This is a genomic window from Nonlabens sp. (assembly GCF_018401815.1).
Lineage (GTDB): Bacteria > Bacteroidota > Bacteroidia > Flavobacteriales > Flavobacteriaceae > Nonlabens.
In genome coordinates, this window is record NZ_JAGYKG010000003.1 from 210,775 (window position 1) to 226,189 (window position 15,415).

Here is a 15,415-nt window from a genome sequence, read left to right on the forward strand (position 1 = left end):
TGGTCAATTATAAATTTAGGGTTCTGAAATGATGTTATCTATTAAAAACAGAAAGATCAATATGTATAGAAAATACGTTAGAATATAAAGCTGCACTAGAATCTCCAATATCGGTAAGCGCATAATCTACTGCAATGCCTTTATATTTAAAGCCTACACCTATGTTGGGTTGAAACGTGGTGCTGTCCCTGCCATCGAGTTGCTGAATGTTTTGAAAATTCCCTACTCCACCGCGAACAAATACCAGATTGGTATACGCATATTCCAATCCTAAAGAAGGAGAAGCGCTTATGGTACTGCTAGATATAATGTCATTGGTCTGTATAAAACGCATGTTGAGATTTGCTTCGGCGATCAATTGGTGATCGTAATGGAAAGTAAAAGTTCTCGCAAGTCCCAATTGAAGTTTTGGTAAGGTAATCTCTGTTGTTTCGGGCAATTCTTGATTTTGATTTTCAACGGCACCGCTTATTTCTGCAAACTTTTCTTCGTTGATCGTCCAGGTGTTATAAGTAGTGGTGATATCACGAGCCATCACGCCAATTTCCCAGTCGCCTCTCTTAAATTGTAAGCCTATATCAAATCCGAAACCCCAAGAAGTAGCAAACTCACCTATGACCCTGCGTATGACTTTTGCATTGGCACCATAGGACAATCCGTCTAGTTTTGATTCACGAGCATAGGAAAAGGTAAAAGCCCAGTCTGCAGTTGAAAAAGTAGAAATACGATCGTAATTGATATTTCCTTGATCATCTATTAATTGAGTGGTATTTAAAATATCATCCACAGAAAAACGGATGACGGAGAAACCGAAAGCACTGAGGTCATCTATAGGCATGGCAAAGGCAGCATAATTGTACTGTGCAATATTTGCAAAGTAACTGGAATGCATCAAAGAAACTTCTTGCTCTTTCATCCTCATCAATCCAGCGGGATTCCAATACACCGAGTTGACATTATCACTGCTTGCCACTACGGCGTTGCTTCTACCCAAAGCCGCTGCATCTACGCCTATGTTTAGGAATTCATTAGAATAGGCTCTAGAGGTTTGCGCTTGGGAGAAAACACAAAAACATAGCGTCAGTAAATAAAAGCAGTTTTTCAAACAAGAATTTTAATAAGTCACAAATATCTGAGTTTCTGAGTTAATAACTACCAAAATCTGTTGATATTGCCTAATAAGATAGCAAAACACCTCATTAAAAAACTGCATATTTGTAATATGAAGAATTGGGTACCTAATATCATTACTTTACTGAACCTGCTTTGTGGGTGTATTGCAGCACTTTATGCGTTTAACGACCAGCTTGTTCTTGCAGGTATTTTTGTTGCCGCCGGTATATTTTTTGACTTTTTTGACGGTCTTGCGGCACGGCTTTTAAAAGTCTCTAGTGATTTAGGAGCGCAATTGGATTCCCTTGCAGACATGGTCACCAGCGGTCTAGTGCCAGGAATTGTGATGTATCAATTATTGAGTGATGCGATAGGTTTTAATTTGATAGATCAGGAACAAAGCTTTACTTCTGGACCTCCAGATTATTGGATCAGTCATTCGCATCTACCTATTTTAGGGTTCCTTATTACCCTAGGAAGTTGTTACCGCCTGGCAAAATTTAATGTAGACACCAGACAGACGGACTCCTTTATAGGAGTGCCAACTCCTGCCAATGCTATTTTGATCATTTCTTTAGGAATCATTGCTCAAGATACCTATTGGGGTTGGCTGTATTACGCACTGACTAATCCTTATATCCTTATCGCAGTTACCCTATGTAGCGTTTACATTCTCAACGCAGAGATGCCTTTGTTTGCTTTAAAGTTTAAAAGCTTTGGGTGGAAAGGAAATGAGATTCGCTGGATTTTTATAGGGATTTGTATCGCACTAATACTCGCCTTACAAATTTATGCAGTGCCTTGTATCATCATTATTTATATGTTGATGAGTGTGGTGAACAATATTCGGAAGGGAAGAACCTAATTTTCGCCGTATGGCTTAGTCAAAAATCTTCTTTTTTCTCAATTCAAAATTCTGACCTAAATATACCCTTCGTACTACTTCGTCTTCAGAGAGTTCTTCTGGTGAACCGTGCCTTAAGATGTTACCTTCAAACATGAGATAGGTACGATCAGTAATGGCAAGTGTTTCTTGTACGTTATGATCGGTAATCAGAATACCGATGTTTTTCTTCGTTAGTTGTGCCACAATTCGTTGAATATCTTCCACAGCAACAGGATCTACACCCGCAAAAGGCTCATCCAATAATATAAAAGTTGGGTCTGTTGCCAATGCACGTGCGATTTCTGTGCGGCGGCGTTCTCCACCACTTAATAAATCGCCATTTCTATGGCGGCGGTCTTGTAAACTGAATTCTTCCAACAACTTCTCACAACGTTCTTTTTGTTCTTTTTTAGGTAAATTGGTCAATTGCAAGACCCCTAATATATTTTCTTCTACAGTTAATTTCCTGAAAATAGAAGCCTCCTGTGCGAGATAACCTATTCCTATTTGAGCACGCTTGTACATCGGATACTGAGTGATTTTTGTATCGTCCAACCACACCTCACCCCCTGTAGGTTTTACAAGCCCTACGGTCATATAAAAAGAAGTGGTTTTACCGGCACCGTTAGGTCCTAGTAGACCAACGATCTCTCCTTGGTTCACTTCGTATGAAACTCCTTTTACAACCGGCCGACCTTTATAGGATTTCTGTAAATTATCAGCTCTTAATTTTTTTCGCATGAAGCAAATTTAATGGTTTTGAATTCAATTTTACACTTGTAATAACATCTTGCAGACACAATCCTAATGAACATGTAAATTTAACAGAATAAAATGTTTCTTTCTTGTTTCCAATTTGGTGATCTCACTCCACGAATTTTAGTACAAAAAGAGGCCTCTCTTAAGAGAGAAGAGATTTTTATAGTTCCCATAAACAAAAACCTCATTTTCTTTTTAATAAATTAAAACTACAATTGGTATAATGATTAACTTGCAGGGTAGTATAGAAATTCAATTACTTAATTTATGGAACTTCCTAGATTTCTTATGGGCGATAACGTTCATTATCCTGAAGATATTTTTGTCATTCATTTAGAATATCCCCGTTTTATTATCAATTTAAAAGATGATGAAGTGGAGTTCCTAGAAGAAGTTACCAAAGCAGATGTGGAGGAACTGGAAGAAGAGACTAAAAACTTGATTGAAGAAGCTAGTCGTTTTTACGATGAGCAAATGGAATTATACGAACAATAATGAAAGGTATTAAAGAGTTAGATTGGGAAGCAAGCTTATTTCTTAACGATTGGGGGAGTGATGCGATAGATCTATTCTTTAACATCATCACGCATAAATTTTATGCAATCCCCTTGTATTTACTTGTCCTTATTATTCTTTATAGAAAACTGGGTATTCGAAATTTAGCAATCACCTTGGTCGTTATCGCTTTATTAATTACTTGCAGCGATCAACTGGCCAATCTTTTTAAAAATGGTTTTGAAAGGTTGCGGCCTTTTCGAGAGCCAGCCTTAGAAGGATTGATCTCCAAGGTTGGTAAAAGCGGTGGTACTTATGGTTTTTATAGTGGTCATGCGAGTAGTGCTGTTGCGCTGGCTACTTTCTTGTGGTTTATTTTGAGAAAAGAGCATAAGTTAATAGGGGGGATGATGATTGTTTGGGCTGTTCTGGTTGCTTACAGTCGGGTATATTTAGGCGTTCACTACCTAGGTGATGTGCTTATGGGAGCATTTATGGGGACGTTACTAGGTTTGTTTTTTGCTGGGGTGTACGCTTTCGCGAAAGCGAGATACGGAGTCTCTACCACCATAAATTACAACTAGATGAATAAGCAATTTCGTTTTGAAGTCACTACGCAATGGAAAAAGGGAGACTATAAAAATTCTAAAACACACCTTTCTAAAATTGCTGGAAAACCAGATGTAACTATTTCTGCGGCTAGAGCGTTCAAAGGTCAGGAAGATCAACACAATCCTGAAGATTTATTATTAAGTGCGCTGTCATCTTGCCATATGATGTCTTATTTTTATGTATGCCAGCAACAGGGAATCGAGGTAGTAGATTACAAAGATAAGGCAGTAGGAACGCTAGAACTGCGCCCTGACTTTAGTGGTGGTTTTACTAAAGTACACTTGAATCCTCTGGTTACTATTTCAAATGCATCTCAAGAAATACTTGCTATAGACTTGCATAAAAAGGCACACGAGCTTTGTTTTATAGCCAATTCTGTGAATTTTGAAGTGATTATCGATCCTGTTATTGAATCGCAAGAAAGATAATTGCCATTATATAACTTCTATTGTCGATTATGATGATGGCATCTGATCAGTTTTGGGAGTATAATAATCCCTATAGGTCATCCTTTTTTAATTAAAAACGTCAAAGGATAATTTAAGTCCTTGAATAATCATGTTGGTTCCTATAATCGCAATGATCAATCCCATTAACTTTCCGATTACTGAAATCACATTATCTCCAATCTTTTTAGCAATGATGTCACTCAAGGAAAAGGCGATGTAGTTGAGTAAACACATCAGTCCAAAAACGAGGATAATCAACGCTATATTGATGTAAGAGGTGGTATTAGCAACAAAGTTAGTTGCCGTTACTATAGTTCCTGGACCAGCTAAAATTGGAATCGCCAGTGGAGAAATCGCAATATTTTCATCAATATTGACGGTGTTGAGATGCTTAATGTTTGATTTTTTAGACTGTAACATTTCAAACCCAACAAAGAAGATTAAAATCCCACCAGTAATCTTAAAGGCAGGTATGGTAATACCAAATAAGTCAAAGATATAATTACCCAGCAACACAAATACGGTTACTATTATAAAAGCTATAATTACAGCTTTTAGATTTATTCTTTGTTTGGTTTCTTTGTCAGCTCCTTCTGTTAATGTTAAAAATATAGGCATGTTAGAAATCGGATTCATAATAGCAAAAAAGCCAGTGAATACGGTTATTGCAAAAGTTGCTAATTCATTCATTTAATGAGGCTGTAATTGAAAAGTATTAGAGATGATTGTGTGCGTTTTCCTAATTTCAATAAGCAAAAGTAGTCAAAAGGAACCTTCTACAATTCAAAGATGCTTGAAATTAAGATTTGTAGTCGTATCAACTAACTCCCAATAACTCATCAATAGTATTTGCAGTAACCGAATGGTAATTAGGTCGTGCTGTTTTATAGATGGCTATAGCTTCATCCGTGCGTCCTGCTCTTTTAAATGCCTTATACAACGTTGTTACATACCAGCGTCTTCCAACGCTATTTAAGAATTCAGCAATTTTATTGTCGACATTGTTTCCGTGATAGCCATGCCGGATGGATTGCTCATACCAAACCATATTGATGTAAGAGTTGGTAGAAACTGTAAAATTAAAGCTGTTGTCTAATTCTTGCAGCTGTTCTATCGTCATATCCTCAGGGAAATTACGGATAAAATGAACCCATTCTTGTGGGGTCCATTGACTGGTAGCAGCCACATCAATCTTGTCAGTGTCTATAAAGCTTTGTAACGTCTTTTCTACATTAGAAAATGCATCGGACTCGATAACAGCAGCATTATCAGGAATACCTGGCTCGTAAATCCATTCTTCGGTATTGAAAGTGATGTTGTTCTTTTCTAACAAATTGGCGTTGAGATAGGTGACAAAATCTTCTGTATTGGTTGTAGAAAAAGCATTTTTCTTAAAATAGGACTTTAAAAAAGCATCCATTTGCTCCCGACCTACTTTTTCTTCTAATGTTCTTAAAAACAAATAGCCTTTATCGTATGCGATGCTGTTCATTCCATCATCTGGATTTCTACCTTTTAAGTCGAGTTTTAATTTAGTGTCATTAGGGCGGTCCTTTAAGGATTCTAATTCGTCCTCTAAATCCTGACGCCCTATCAATGCTAACATATTAGCACGTTCTTTGCCATAGAGCGCTTCCATGATTCGAGTTTCAAAATAAACGGTAAACCCTTCATTCAGCCAGAAGTCGTTCCAAGTAGCGTTAGTCACTAAATTACCAGACCAAGAATGCGCCAATTCATGTGCTACCAGCGAGGTCAAACTTTTATCTCCTGCAATAACCGTAGGAGTAGCAAAGGTCAATCGAGGGTTCTCCATTCCGCCAAAAGGGAAACTAGGTGGCAATACAATCACATCAAACTGTTCCCAGTCGTAAGCACCGTATAAATTCTCTGCAGCGACGACCATTTTTTCCATATCTGAAAATTCTTCATGCGCTTTTTCCAACATCGAATTCTCTGCATAAACTCCAGTTCTATCGCTTATGGTTTTGTATTCTATGTCTCCTACCGCAAGCGCAATTAAATAGGCAGGAATAGGCTGTTCCATTTTAAAATGGTACTTACCGTTAGTAGTTTTCTCCTTTGGATTCTCAGCACTCATTACTGCCATAAGGTTTGATGGTACTTTTACCGTCGCGTTATAAGTAAAGCGTATTTGCGGGCTGTCCTGAATAGGAATCCAAGTACGTGTTAAAATTGCCTGACCTTGTGTGAAAAGAAACGGATTTGTTTTATCGGCTGTTTGTTGCGCAGTTAACCATTGTAAGGCTTCTGTTTGAGATGTGGTGTTATAAGTTACCGCTATTTTTTGAGTGTCTTTTTGAATAGCTATAGTCAATGACTGTCCTAAAATCTCATCCATTTTACCCAATTCAAAAGTTGTCGCTTCTCCATCTGCAGTCACTTCGTTGATGTTTAGAAACTTACTGTCTAGAATGATTTGTGAGGCTGCATTATTGACAATATCATACGTGGCTGTGCCACTAATGACTTGTGCGTCAAAGTCCACATCAATATCTAAATCCAAGTGTGTTATTACTGCCTCGTTAGGTTGTGCAAAGGAATGTGACTCTTCTGTATAGGTGTTTTTAGTCATTTTCTCTTTAGCTTGGTTGCAACTGCTTAGAATAGATAGGCAAGTTATGGCTAGGAAGAATCCCTTTTTCATTTGGTTATTTTTTGTGGTACTAAGGTAAGAAAGCATAAGGAATCATTTTAAGAAACTAGGAGCTATTTAAAAACAGGAAATTCAACATTCTATAGCTCCTTGACTGAGAACTATTGTTCGATAGGTTTTATTAGTGGAGGAAATGTAAAAGGGTAGCTTTTGTAGCCTAATACAAAACAAGGGTGGTTGAAATCTGGTTGAAATTGTAAGATCAATTTTAAGTAGATCTAATTTTAAGCATCACAAAACAGTGTAGAATCAACTGCTTCTATTTCTTAAAGGACCACAGTCCTAATAATTCACTAGCCGCATCAAAAGGGCTTTTCTTTTTACTCAACACCTCTTTTTCTAAAACAGCGAGTTTTGAAATCACTTCTTGTCGGTTGTAAAAATTACTTGTAATCGCATCCTCTACTGTTTGATGGAACCAGTAGAGTTCTTGGATGTGGCGTTTTTTGATAAAGCTTTTGTTGGCTTTGGAGTGTGCCGTATAGTTTTCTATTTCTTCAATGACCTCTTTAATTCCTACGTTGTTAAGACCGCTACAGGTGAGTACTTGTGTAGGCCATCCGTGGTCTTTATCGGGCATGAGATGAACGGCGTTTTTGAATTCGCGACAAGCGTGTTTTGCGGCGATTTGGTTATTCCCATCGGCTTTATTGATGATGATGGCGTCGGCCATTTCCATGATGCCTCGTTTGATACCTTGTAGGTCGTCTCCAGCTCCAGCTAATTTTAAGAGTAAGAAAAAGTCGGTCATGCTGTGTACGGCAGTTTCGCTTTGTCCTACGCCCACGGTTTCTACAATGATGAAGTCGTATCCTGCCGCTTCACAGAGTATGATGGCCTCGCGTGTTTTACGTGCCACGCCTCCAAGTGTAGTTCCAGCAGGACTAGGTCTTATAAAGGCTTGGTCGCTTTTAACCAGTTCTTCCATTCTGGTTTTATCTCCCAAAATACTGCCTCGTGATATGTTGCTTGACGGATCAATAGCGAGTACGGCCACTTTTTTGCCGCGTGCTATAAGTTGTCTTCCTAGGGATTCTATAAAAGTGGATTTCCCCACGCCTGGCACTCCAGTGATTCCTAGTCTAAAGGATGTTCCTGAATAAGGCAGGGCTTGTTGTAATACCGCTTTCGCGAAAGCGGAATCTCCACTAGCCTTGCTCTCCACTAAAGTAATCGCGCGACTCAAGGCACTTACCTGTCCAGATTGCAGTTCGTTAAAAAGCTGCTCCACATTAAGAGCTTCTTTCTTGCGCTTTATGTTGGGATTGATATGTGAGTTGGTAGCCAATTATAATTTTTTAGAGTAGTTTATCGCTATTTTACCTCCAATAAATGCCATGGGAATATATGCCAGCAAAAGATCAAGAGCCTCAAACCAAATAGGTCCAGGCAGCATTAAATTAACTGAGATTCCTCCTAAAAGGAATAAACCACCTATGGAAAAAGCCATGTTCTTTTTATGAGTTGCCGCAATTAATGCTGCTATAAAAGCTCCAGACAAAGTTCCCAATGCATGTGCTAAAAATGGAAAGATAAAATTTTTGTAAGTGAATGTAGGCATGATTCTTTTCAGGTCTTCCATAGTGCTGACATCTCCTCCTTCTACTGGGACCAGGACGTTTCCTACTTCTACTATTCCTATGTTAATGACACTGCCGATCAGCATACCTGTTAAAACAGCAATTATATTTCTTATAACGGGATTCATAAAGATCTCAATTAGAATTTAAAAATACAGTTTTTCTTTTCAAATGTGCCGTTTTAAAAAACGAACCTCATAAGGATTCTTCGCGCTAAGATGAGCCTTTTATGTTGTAAAATAAAAAATGCCTTACGAGGAAGTAAGGCATTTTTATGTTCTTAATTTATAAGCAAATCAACATCTTGATGATTAAGCTTTCTTTTCTAAAACCCATTCTCCTTTATGGATTAAAGGAAGTGCAGATTTAAACTTTGTTTCTTTCGTTTCTCCAGTCATTACATTTTTAATCACCACTTTATCGTTGCGACCTATCTTTGGTTGATCACGTGTGATGGTTTCTGTAACTTGAGCACGCTGTTGTTGCTGACTGGCACCTACACCTACAGCTCTTGCTTGAGCAGCTTGCTCATCGCTGTTCAATACCTCTTCTTTTTGAGTGCTTGTTTTTTCTGTTTTGCGTTGTCTGGCCTCACTTATTGCTGTAACATCTCTAGTAGGAAGATCTCCTTTAAACATAAAACCAATAACGTCTTTATTTACTTTATCGATCATCACTTTGAATAATTCAAAGGCTTCAAATTTGTAAATGAGTAATGGGTCTTTTTGCTCATGAACGGCAAGTTGTACACTTTGCTTTAACTCGTCCATTTTGCGCAGGTGTGTTTTCCATGCTTCGTCAATAATGGCTAGGGTAATATTTTTCTCAAAGTCTGTAACTAAAGAACGCCCTTCACTATCATAAGCTTCTTGCAGGTTGGTCGCTACATTTAAGGTTTTGATACCGTCTGTAAATGGAACTGCGATGCGCTCGTAATTGCGCTGGTCGTTTTCCATCACATTTTTTATTACAGGAAATACTTCTGCAGCGGTGCGTTGCATTTTTTCCCTATAATGATCATAGGCTGTTCTATAGATAATGTCAGTGATGCTTTTTTCATCTTTAGCCGAAAACTCTTCCTCAGAAACAGGACTGCTCATAGAGAAGTATCGAATCAACTCAAATTCAAAGTTTTTGAAATCTTGTGCCAATTTATTTCCTTCTGTAATGTTTTCTGAGATATCATAGATCATATTGGCTATATCTACGGCAAGTCGATCTCCAAATAAAGCGTTGTGACGTCGCTTGTAAATCACTTCACGTTGCGCGTTCATCACATCATCATATTCTAGTAACCTTTTACGAACACCAAAAGCGTTTTCTTCTACTTTAGTCTGTGCCCGTTCAATAGATTTAGAAATCATAGAATGCTGGATCACTTCACCTTCTTTCATTCCTAATCGGTCCATAGTTTTTGCCATACGTTCAGAACCAAAAAGTCTCATCAGGTTGTCTTCTAATGAGACATAAAATTGAGAGCTTCCCGGGTCTCCTTGACGACCTGCACGACCACGCAACTGTCTGTCTACACGACGAGAATCATGTCGTTCTGTACCTATAATGGCTAGACCACCTGCGGCTTTTACTTGGTCAGATAATTTGATATCAGTTCCACGACCAGCCATGTTAGTAGCAATAGTGATCTGTCCCGGATTACCAGCTTCAGCAACGATGTCTGCTTCACGTTTGTGTTGTTTTGCATTTAGTACGTTGTGTTCTATTCCTGCGCGTTGTAATGTTCTACTGAGAAGTTCAGAAATATCTACAGAAGTAGTACCTATAAGCACTGGGCGACCAGCTTCTTTAAGTTTTGTTACTTCTTCTATTACGGCACCGTATTTTTCACGTTTTGTTTTATAAACAAGATCTTGTCTATCATCCCTAGCTATAGGTCTGTTAGTAGGAATTTCTACTACATCTAGCTTGTAGATTTCCCAGAATTCTCCAGCTTCAGTTACAGCAGTTCCTGTCATACCTGAAAGCTTCTTGTACATACGGAAGTAATTCTGCAAGGTAATCGTAGCAAAAGTTTGTGTCGCATCTTGAATTTTCAAATTCTCCTTAGCTTCAATAGCTTGGTGTAATCCGTCACTATAACGTCGCCCATCCATTGCACGGCCAGTTTGTTCATCTACGATCTTAACAATCATTTCAGTTTCTATTCTAAAACCGCCATTCCCGTTAGGAACTTTCTTTTCTTGAGCATCTACAATGTATTCGGTATCTTTCTCAAATAAAGTATAGGCTTTAAGTAACTGATTTAAAGTATGAATACGTTCGGATTTTACAGAAAACTCTCTGAATAATTCTTCTTTTTTCTCGGCTTCTTCTTCTTTAGAAAGTCCAGCGTTTTCGATACGGCTTATTTCCATACCCACTTCTGGCATAACAAAAAAGTCAGGTTCATCTTCACCAGAAAGGAATTCAATACCCTTGTCGCTTAATTCTACTTGATTGTTTTTTTCATCAATAACAAAGTAAAGCCCCTCATCTATTTTAGGCATTTCACGGTTGTTATCTTGCATATAAAAATTCTCTGTTTTTTGAAGTAAGCTTTTCATACCTTCTTCGCTTAAGAATTTTATAAGTGCTTTGTTTTTTGGAAGACCACGGAAAACCCTTAATAATTGTTTTCCTCCTTCTTTAGTGTCACCTTCAGCAATTAATTTTTTAGCTTGAGCAAGGGTTTGTACCAGTTCTTTTCTTTGAACCTCTACAATAGTTGCAACAGGAGCTTTTAATACATCAAACTCTTGACGGTCTCCCTGTGGGACTGGCCCAGATATAATTAGAGGGGTACGAGCATCATCGATTAGAACAGAATCGGTCTCATCAATAATGGCATAATTGTGTTTGCGTTGCACTAGATCTTTAGGATCATGAGCCATATTATCTCGCAAGTAATCAAAACCAAATTCATTGTTGGTACCGTAGGTGATATCTGCTAGATATGCTTGGCGTCTTTCTTCAGAATTAGGCTTGTGATAATCGATACAATCTATAGTCAGTCCATGAAATTCAAATAAAGGCCCGATCCAAGCACCATCGCGTTTTGCTAAATAATCATTAACGGTTACCACATGAACGCCGTTACCTGAAAGAGCATTGAGATAAACTGGTAGTGTAGCTACCAGTGTTTTTCCCTCTCCAGTTTGCATTTCTGCAATTTTACCACTGTGTAATGTTGCTCCACCTATCAATTGTACATCATAATGAATCATGTCCCAAGTAATTGGTTTACCAGCTGCATCCCAGGAGTTCCTCCATATTGCTTGATCACCGTCTAAGTCAATATAGTCTTTTGTTCCAGATAATTCACGGTCTCGAGCTGTAGCTGCAACACGTATTTCTTTGTTATGGAAAAAACGCTTGGCCGTCTCTTTTACAACAGCAAAAGCTTCTGGCATAATTTCATTGAGAATTTCTTCACCTTGTAAATAAGCGACTTCTTGTAATTGATCAATTTCATTATAGATTTCCTCGCGTTTATCGATGTCTTGTTCCTTTTCAGCAATTTGCATTAAACTTGCAATATGAGACAATGTATCTGCCTTTGCAGCAGCAATCTTTTCCTTAAACTCTATTGTTTTATGGCGAAGTTGATCAAAATTAAGCTGTTCTAATTCAGGCTCAAATTGGAGTATTTTGTCAACTATGGGTTGAATTTCTTTTATATCTTTCTTTGACTTATCGCCAACGAATACTTTTAAAACGGAATCTAATAGTCCCATAATGTGTTATTTATTTATATGTAGCAATTTATAATATACCTAGTACTAATACCCAAAATTAAAACAAAAAAAAAGTCTCTTTACGAGACTTTTATCCGATTAAGGATTGTTAATACTCATCCTCATTCCAGAGGTAGTCGTCGTCTGTAGGATAATCTGGCCATATTTCTTGAATAGACTCATATAAGTCTCCTTCATCTTCAATGGCTTGTAAATTTTCCACTACTTCTAACGGTGCTCCTGTGCGAATTGCGTAATCGATCAATTCATCCTTCTCAGCAGGCCAAGGCGCATCACTTAAATAAGATGCCAGTTCTAGTGTCCAATACATATTGTTGCTCGTTAAGTTTTTTGCAAAAATAAACTTCTCGTCGATTTATGCAAGTTATTTTTACTTTGTTTTCAAGATTTGCAAGAGCGTATAAGCTTTTGAAAATCAAAATGTTCGCTGAAAATGTTCATCAGTTGCCCCACATTTTATTTATTTTTGATCAGAAATTGCTGTGATGGTGCGTATTATGCACTGTTACAGATTTTCAATCAAAATAAATTAGTACTTTTTTGGGATCCATTTTATCTCTTCTGCTTGCAACTCTTTTGACAATTTGCGTGCCAATACAAACAGGTAGTCAGATAGTCGGTTGAGATATTTTAAAACTTCAGGATCTACTGGAGCATGCTCGTTTAACTCTGTCGCTAGACGTTCTGCACGGCGGCAGACGGTTCGTGTAATATGACAATATGACACAGAAGGATGCCCGCCAGGAAGTATAAAATGTGTCATTTCAGGCAGTTCTTCATTCATAAGGTCTATTTCCCTTTCTAAAAGACTGACTTCTTTCTCACTGATTTTAGAAATATTGAGTCGGTCTTTACCACTTTTTAATAATTGTTTTTCTGGGGGGGTCGCTAAAATCGCTCCAATGGTAAAAAGATGGTGCTGTATGGAGTTGATAATTTGGTTGGTATTTTTATCGATCTTTTGATCACGTATCAATCCCATCCATGAATTAAGCTCGTCTACAGTTCCATAACTATCAATTCTTAAGTTGTGTTTGGGAACTCGCGAGCCTCCAAATAACGCTGTAGTACCGGAATCACCTGTTTTTGTATATATTTTCATTTTTTCGATCTCGTTTTTAGTTCTCTTAATATGTGTTATAGCAGTGGTCAACACCCGTCTTCCCATTCTGTAGAGGTCACTTAGTTCTAATTAGGAAATTGCTCTGGTAAAGGTTGTTAACAGTATTTGTATTCGACAAAAAGATTAAATATTTTCTAATTTTTCTATTAAAATAAGAAGTGATTGCTCATCTAATTGGGAAGTAAGTTCACTTTCTGCAGCATCTACCTTTTGATCTAAAACAATTAGTAAATTTAACCCGTCCGCCGTAATAGTAAGTTCTATTTGTCTTCTGTCTTTTGGACATTGTACGCGATCCACCAATTTTTTATCCACTAGTTTATCAATCACTCGGGTCGTATTTGAATTGGCATGAATCATTTCTTTACTCACATCTTGAAGGCTTGCTGCCTTTCCCTTGCGGCCTCTCAAAATACGAAGCACATTAAATTGCTGTATGGTAATTCCATGCTCTTTTAAGGTATGACTTATTACCTCGGTTGCTTCCGTACCCTTTTTAATAAGGGTAGTTACTAGCTTTCGCGAAAGCGGAATAGAAATCAGTTCCTTACTCATAAATTTAATTTACACCTACATTTATTGTTGCTACAAATTTATTTGAACCCTTTTCTGTAGAACAAAATTTAATGTTAAATTTCAGGTTCCATCAGCATCCTTTTCTCTTGACCTCAATAAAATGAAATTTTTCAATATTTGTAATATTTTTACGTTAATCATAAAAAGGGAATCAATGAAAAAATATATAGTAGTGAGCTGTTTACTGATTTGTATGACTGCAATGGCACAAAATGAAAGTGGTCTTGGAATTACTGCAGGTCTTAATTACGGTTCTACAGGCAATTTAAGAGAGAGTGGGCAAACTATTATGGATAATCCTGATAAGAAATTGGGGTATCATTTAGGAATCTATTGGAAAATAGATCTTGCCTTGTTGTACCTAAGACCAGAATTAAAATATACCCAATTAAATAATGAGTACCGGGGCAGTCTGTTTGATATTCAAAAAATCGACCTACCTCTTCTAGTAGGTACTTCTATAATAGGCCCTTTACATGTTTTTGCCGGACCTTCATTTCAGTATATAGTTGATACCAAATTGGAAGACACATCCCTAGGTGATGTTCAAAAGGAATGGAGCCTGGGTGCTCAATTTGGTGTAGGAGTGAACTTGGGGAAGTGGGGAATAGACGTCCGTTATGAACGTGGTTTTACTGAAAACGAAGTAACTTTTATAAGAAACAATATAGCTGCTCAGGGAACGCTAGATACCAGACCAGAGCAAATCATTCTCGCAATGAGCTTAAAACTGTAAGGGAATCACAAGGATTGGATTCCTTCATTAATACTGATTTTTAAGTGTTGTTCACCAAATGAGCAACGGTTCCTTTACAAAAACTCCCAACGCTTCCCGGTATAGGAAGTATCGGGAGTTTTTGTTATTTAGAATAGTAAAGGAGTTGTTCTTTACAGGTATTATTTATTCCAATTCAATTTTATCTATTAACAGTTCAAATGAGAGTTCTTTATTACCTATAAAAAGGGAGAGTTCGTCAATAAAAGTATGTTCAAAATTATCCATATTTAATTGCCTTCCTTTAAACGAGGGTACCATTTGGGCTAATTCTAATTCTACAGTTTCCCATTCGCCACTTGTAGGAAAAGCTATGATGTAGGAGTGGCCATCAGATGCTGATTCTTTAAAACGCAGCTGGTACTCATTGCCATCACCTTTAATTTTTAATAACGCCTTGGTTGCATCACCTAATTTAGTGTCTGGGCAATGGTATCTAACAGAGGCAAAACCGCCATTTTTTTCTAAAGAAACCTTACCCTTAAAATTTGCATGCCCATCTTTAGTTAGCTCTATCGAGCTAGAAGAAACGCCACCCATAACAGTGTCGTTGATAATGGTCCAGTCTTCTAATTCTGTCTCAGAATTAAAATTGATTAATGTAGTGTTGATCATCAT

At 37.6% G+C, this 15,415-nt stretch carries 16 protein-coding genes; 5 read left to right on the forward strand and 11 right to left on the reverse strand.

All coding sequences use genetic code 11. From position 1 onward, the window contains the following. Window positions 1-34: 34 nt before the first annotated feature. Window positions 35-1,105, reverse strand: a complete 1,071-nt coding sequence (locus tag KG732_RS07585; protein ID WP_213522095.1) for a PorV/PorQ family protein — start codon at window positions 1,103-1,105, stop codon at window positions 35-37. A 117-nt stretch (window positions 1,106-1,222) separates the two neighbouring features. Between KG732_RS07585 and KG732_RS07590 the strand changes: the two genes are divergently transcribed. Continuing rightward, window positions 1,223-1,978: a CDP-alcohol phosphatidyltransferase family protein gene (locus KG732_RS07590; protein WP_213522097.1), complete on the forward strand. Its 756-nt coding sequence runs from the start codon at window positions 1,223-1,225 to the stop codon at window positions 1,976-1,978. A 15-nt stretch (window positions 1,979-1,993) separates the two neighbouring features. On the opposite strand, the gene lptB is transcribed toward KG732_RS07590, so the two are convergent. Then, complete coding sequence (gene lptB / locus KG732_RS07595; RefSeq protein WP_213522099.1) at window positions 1,994-2,740, reverse strand: LPS export ABC transporter ATP-binding protein; 747 nt, start codon at window positions 2,738-2,740, stop codon at window positions 1,994-1,996. A 285-nt stretch (window positions 2,741-3,025) separates the two neighbouring features. Between lptB and KG732_RS07600 the strand changes: the two genes are divergently transcribed. The 3 genes from KG732_RS07600 to KG732_RS07610 are packed head-to-tail and all read left to right on the forward strand — an operon-like array spanning window position 3,026 to window position 4,293. Next, the gene (locus KG732_RS07600) at window positions 3,026-3,253 is read left to right on the forward strand and encodes a hypothetical protein (protein ID WP_213522101.1); all 228 of its coding nucleotides are present in this window, start codon (window positions 3,026-3,028) and stop codon (window positions 3,251-3,253) included. Beyond that, a complete protein-coding gene (locus KG732_RS07605) occupies window positions 3,253-3,837 on the forward strand; it encodes a phosphatase PAP2 family protein (RefSeq protein WP_213522103.1) in 585 nt (194 codons plus the stop codon). Before KG732_RS07600 ends, KG732_RS07605 begins: the two co-directional genes overlap by 1 nt. Next, entirely contained in the window at window positions 3,838-4,293 is a 456-nt protein-coding gene (locus KG732_RS07610) for an OsmC family protein (RefSeq protein ID WP_213522105.1), read from the forward strand. A gap of 87 nt (window positions 4,294-4,380) precedes the next feature. Here KG732_RS07610 and KG732_RS07615 read toward each other — a convergent pair whose 3' ends face one another. The 8 genes from KG732_RS07615 to KG732_RS07650 form a co-directional block, all read right to left on the reverse strand. Beyond that, a complete protein-coding gene (locus KG732_RS07615; RefSeq protein WP_213522107.1) occupies window positions 4,381-5,004 on the reverse strand; it encodes a MarC family protein in 624 nt (207 codons plus the stop codon). Window positions 5,005-5,131: 127 nt separating this feature from the next. Further along, window positions 5,132-6,982, reverse strand: coding sequence for a M1 family metallopeptidase (locus KG732_RS07620; RefSeq protein ID WP_213522108.1), 1,851 nt, complete (start codon window positions 6,980-6,982; stop codon window positions 5,132-5,134). A 268-nt stretch (window positions 6,983-7,250) separates the two neighbouring features. Next, window positions 7,251-8,279, reverse strand: a complete 1,029-nt coding sequence (meaB, locus tag KG732_RS07625; protein ID WP_213522110.1) for a methylmalonyl Co-A mutase-associated GTPase MeaB — start codon at window positions 8,277-8,279, stop codon at window positions 7,251-7,253. Next, window positions 8,280-8,699, reverse strand: a complete 420-nt coding sequence (locus KG732_RS07630) for a hypothetical protein (protein WP_213522112.1) — start codon at window positions 8,697-8,699, stop codon at window positions 8,280-8,282. It abuts the gene before it with no gap. 183 nt (window positions 8,700-8,882) lie between these two features. Beyond that, window positions 8,883-12,302, reverse strand: coding sequence for a preprotein translocase subunit SecA (gene secA / locus KG732_RS07635; protein ID WP_213522114.1), 3,420 nt, complete (start codon window positions 12,300-12,302; stop codon window positions 8,883-8,885). A 109-nt stretch (window positions 12,303-12,411) separates the two neighbouring features. After that, the gene (locus KG732_RS07640; protein ID WP_015360681.1) at window positions 12,412-12,633 is read right to left on the reverse strand and encodes a DUF2795 domain-containing protein; all 222 of its coding nucleotides are present in this window, start codon (window positions 12,631-12,633) and stop codon (window positions 12,412-12,414) included. Between the two features lie 219 nt (window positions 12,634-12,852). Next, a complete protein-coding gene (locus KG732_RS07645) occupies window positions 12,853-13,425 on the reverse strand; it encodes a cob(I)yrinic acid a,c-diamide adenosyltransferase (RefSeq protein ID WP_213522116.1) in 573 nt (190 codons plus the stop codon). Window positions 13,426-13,569: 144 nt separating this feature from the next. Beyond that, the gene (locus KG732_RS07650) at window positions 13,570-14,001 is read right to left on the reverse strand and encodes a MarR family transcriptional regulator (protein WP_213522118.1); all 432 of its coding nucleotides are present in this window, start codon (window positions 13,999-14,001) and stop codon (window positions 13,570-13,572) included. Between the two features lie 175 nt (window positions 14,002-14,176). On the opposite strand from KG732_RS07650, the gene KG732_RS07655 reads away from it, so the two are divergent. Beyond that, a complete protein-coding gene (locus tag KG732_RS07655; RefSeq protein WP_213522120.1) occupies window positions 14,177-14,758 on the forward strand; it encodes an outer membrane beta-barrel protein in 582 nt (193 codons plus the stop codon). Window positions 14,759-14,923: 165 nt separating this feature from the next. Here the strand turns inward: KG732_RS07655 and KG732_RS07660 are convergent, their stop codons facing one another. Next, on the reverse strand, window positions 14,924-15,415 hold the full coding sequence (locus KG732_RS07660; protein WP_213522122.1) for a CIA30 family protein: 492 nt from the start codon (window positions 15,413-15,415) through the stop codon (window positions 14,924-14,926).

Bases quoted from the DNA above. Each gene is read 5' to 3' on its own strand.
- KG732_RS07590 (WP_213522097.1), top strand. From the start codon at position 1,223: ATGAAGAATTGGGTACCTAATATCATTACTTTACTGAACCTGCTTTGT.
- lptB (WP_213522099.1), bottom strand. From the start codon at position 2,740: ATGCGAAAAAAATTAAGAGCTGATAATTTACAGAAATCCTATAAAGGT.
- KG732_RS07600 (WP_213522101.1), top strand. From the start codon at position 3,026: ATGGAACTTCCTAGATTTCTTATGGGCGATAACGTTCATTATCCTGAA.
- KG732_RS07605 (WP_213522103.1), top strand. From the start codon at position 3,253: ATGAAAGGTATTAAAGAGTTAGATTGGGAAGCAAGCTTATTTCTTAAC.
- KG732_RS07610 (WP_213522105.1), top strand. From the start codon at position 3,838: ATGAATAAGCAATTTCGTTTTGAAGTCACTACGCAATGGAAAAAGGGA.
- KG732_RS07615 (WP_213522107.1), bottom strand. From the start codon at position 5,004: ATGAATGAATTAGCAACTTTTGCAATAACCGTATTCACTGGCTTTTTT.
- KG732_RS07620 (WP_213522108.1), bottom strand. From the start codon at position 6,982: ATGAAAAAGGGATTCTTCCTAGCCATAACTTGCCTATCTATTCTAAGC.
- KG732_RS07630 (WP_213522112.1), bottom strand. From the start codon at position 8,699: ATGAATCCCGTTATAAGAAATATAATTGCTGTTTTAACAGGTATGCTG.
- secA (WP_213522114.1), bottom strand. From the start codon at position 12,302: ATGGGACTATTAGATTCCGTTTTAAAAGTATTCGTTGGCGATAAGTCA.
- KG732_RS07640 (WP_015360681.1), bottom strand. From the start codon at position 12,633: ATGTATTGGACACTAGAACTGGCATCTTATTTAAGTGATGCGCCTTGG.
- KG732_RS07645 (WP_213522116.1), bottom strand. From the start codon at position 13,425: ATGAAAATATATACAAAAACAGGTGATTCCGGTACTACAGCGTTATTT.
- KG732_RS07650 (WP_213522118.1), bottom strand. From the start codon at position 14,001: ATGAGTAAGGAACTGATTTCTATTCCGCTTTCGCGAAAGCTAGTAACT.
- KG732_RS07655 (WP_213522120.1), top strand. From the start codon at position 14,177: ATGAAAAAATATATAGTAGTGAGCTGTTTACTGATTTGTATGACTGCA.
- KG732_RS07660 (WP_213522122.1), bottom strand. From the start codon at position 15,415: ATGATGATCAACACTACATTAATCAATTTTAATTCTGAGACAGAATTA.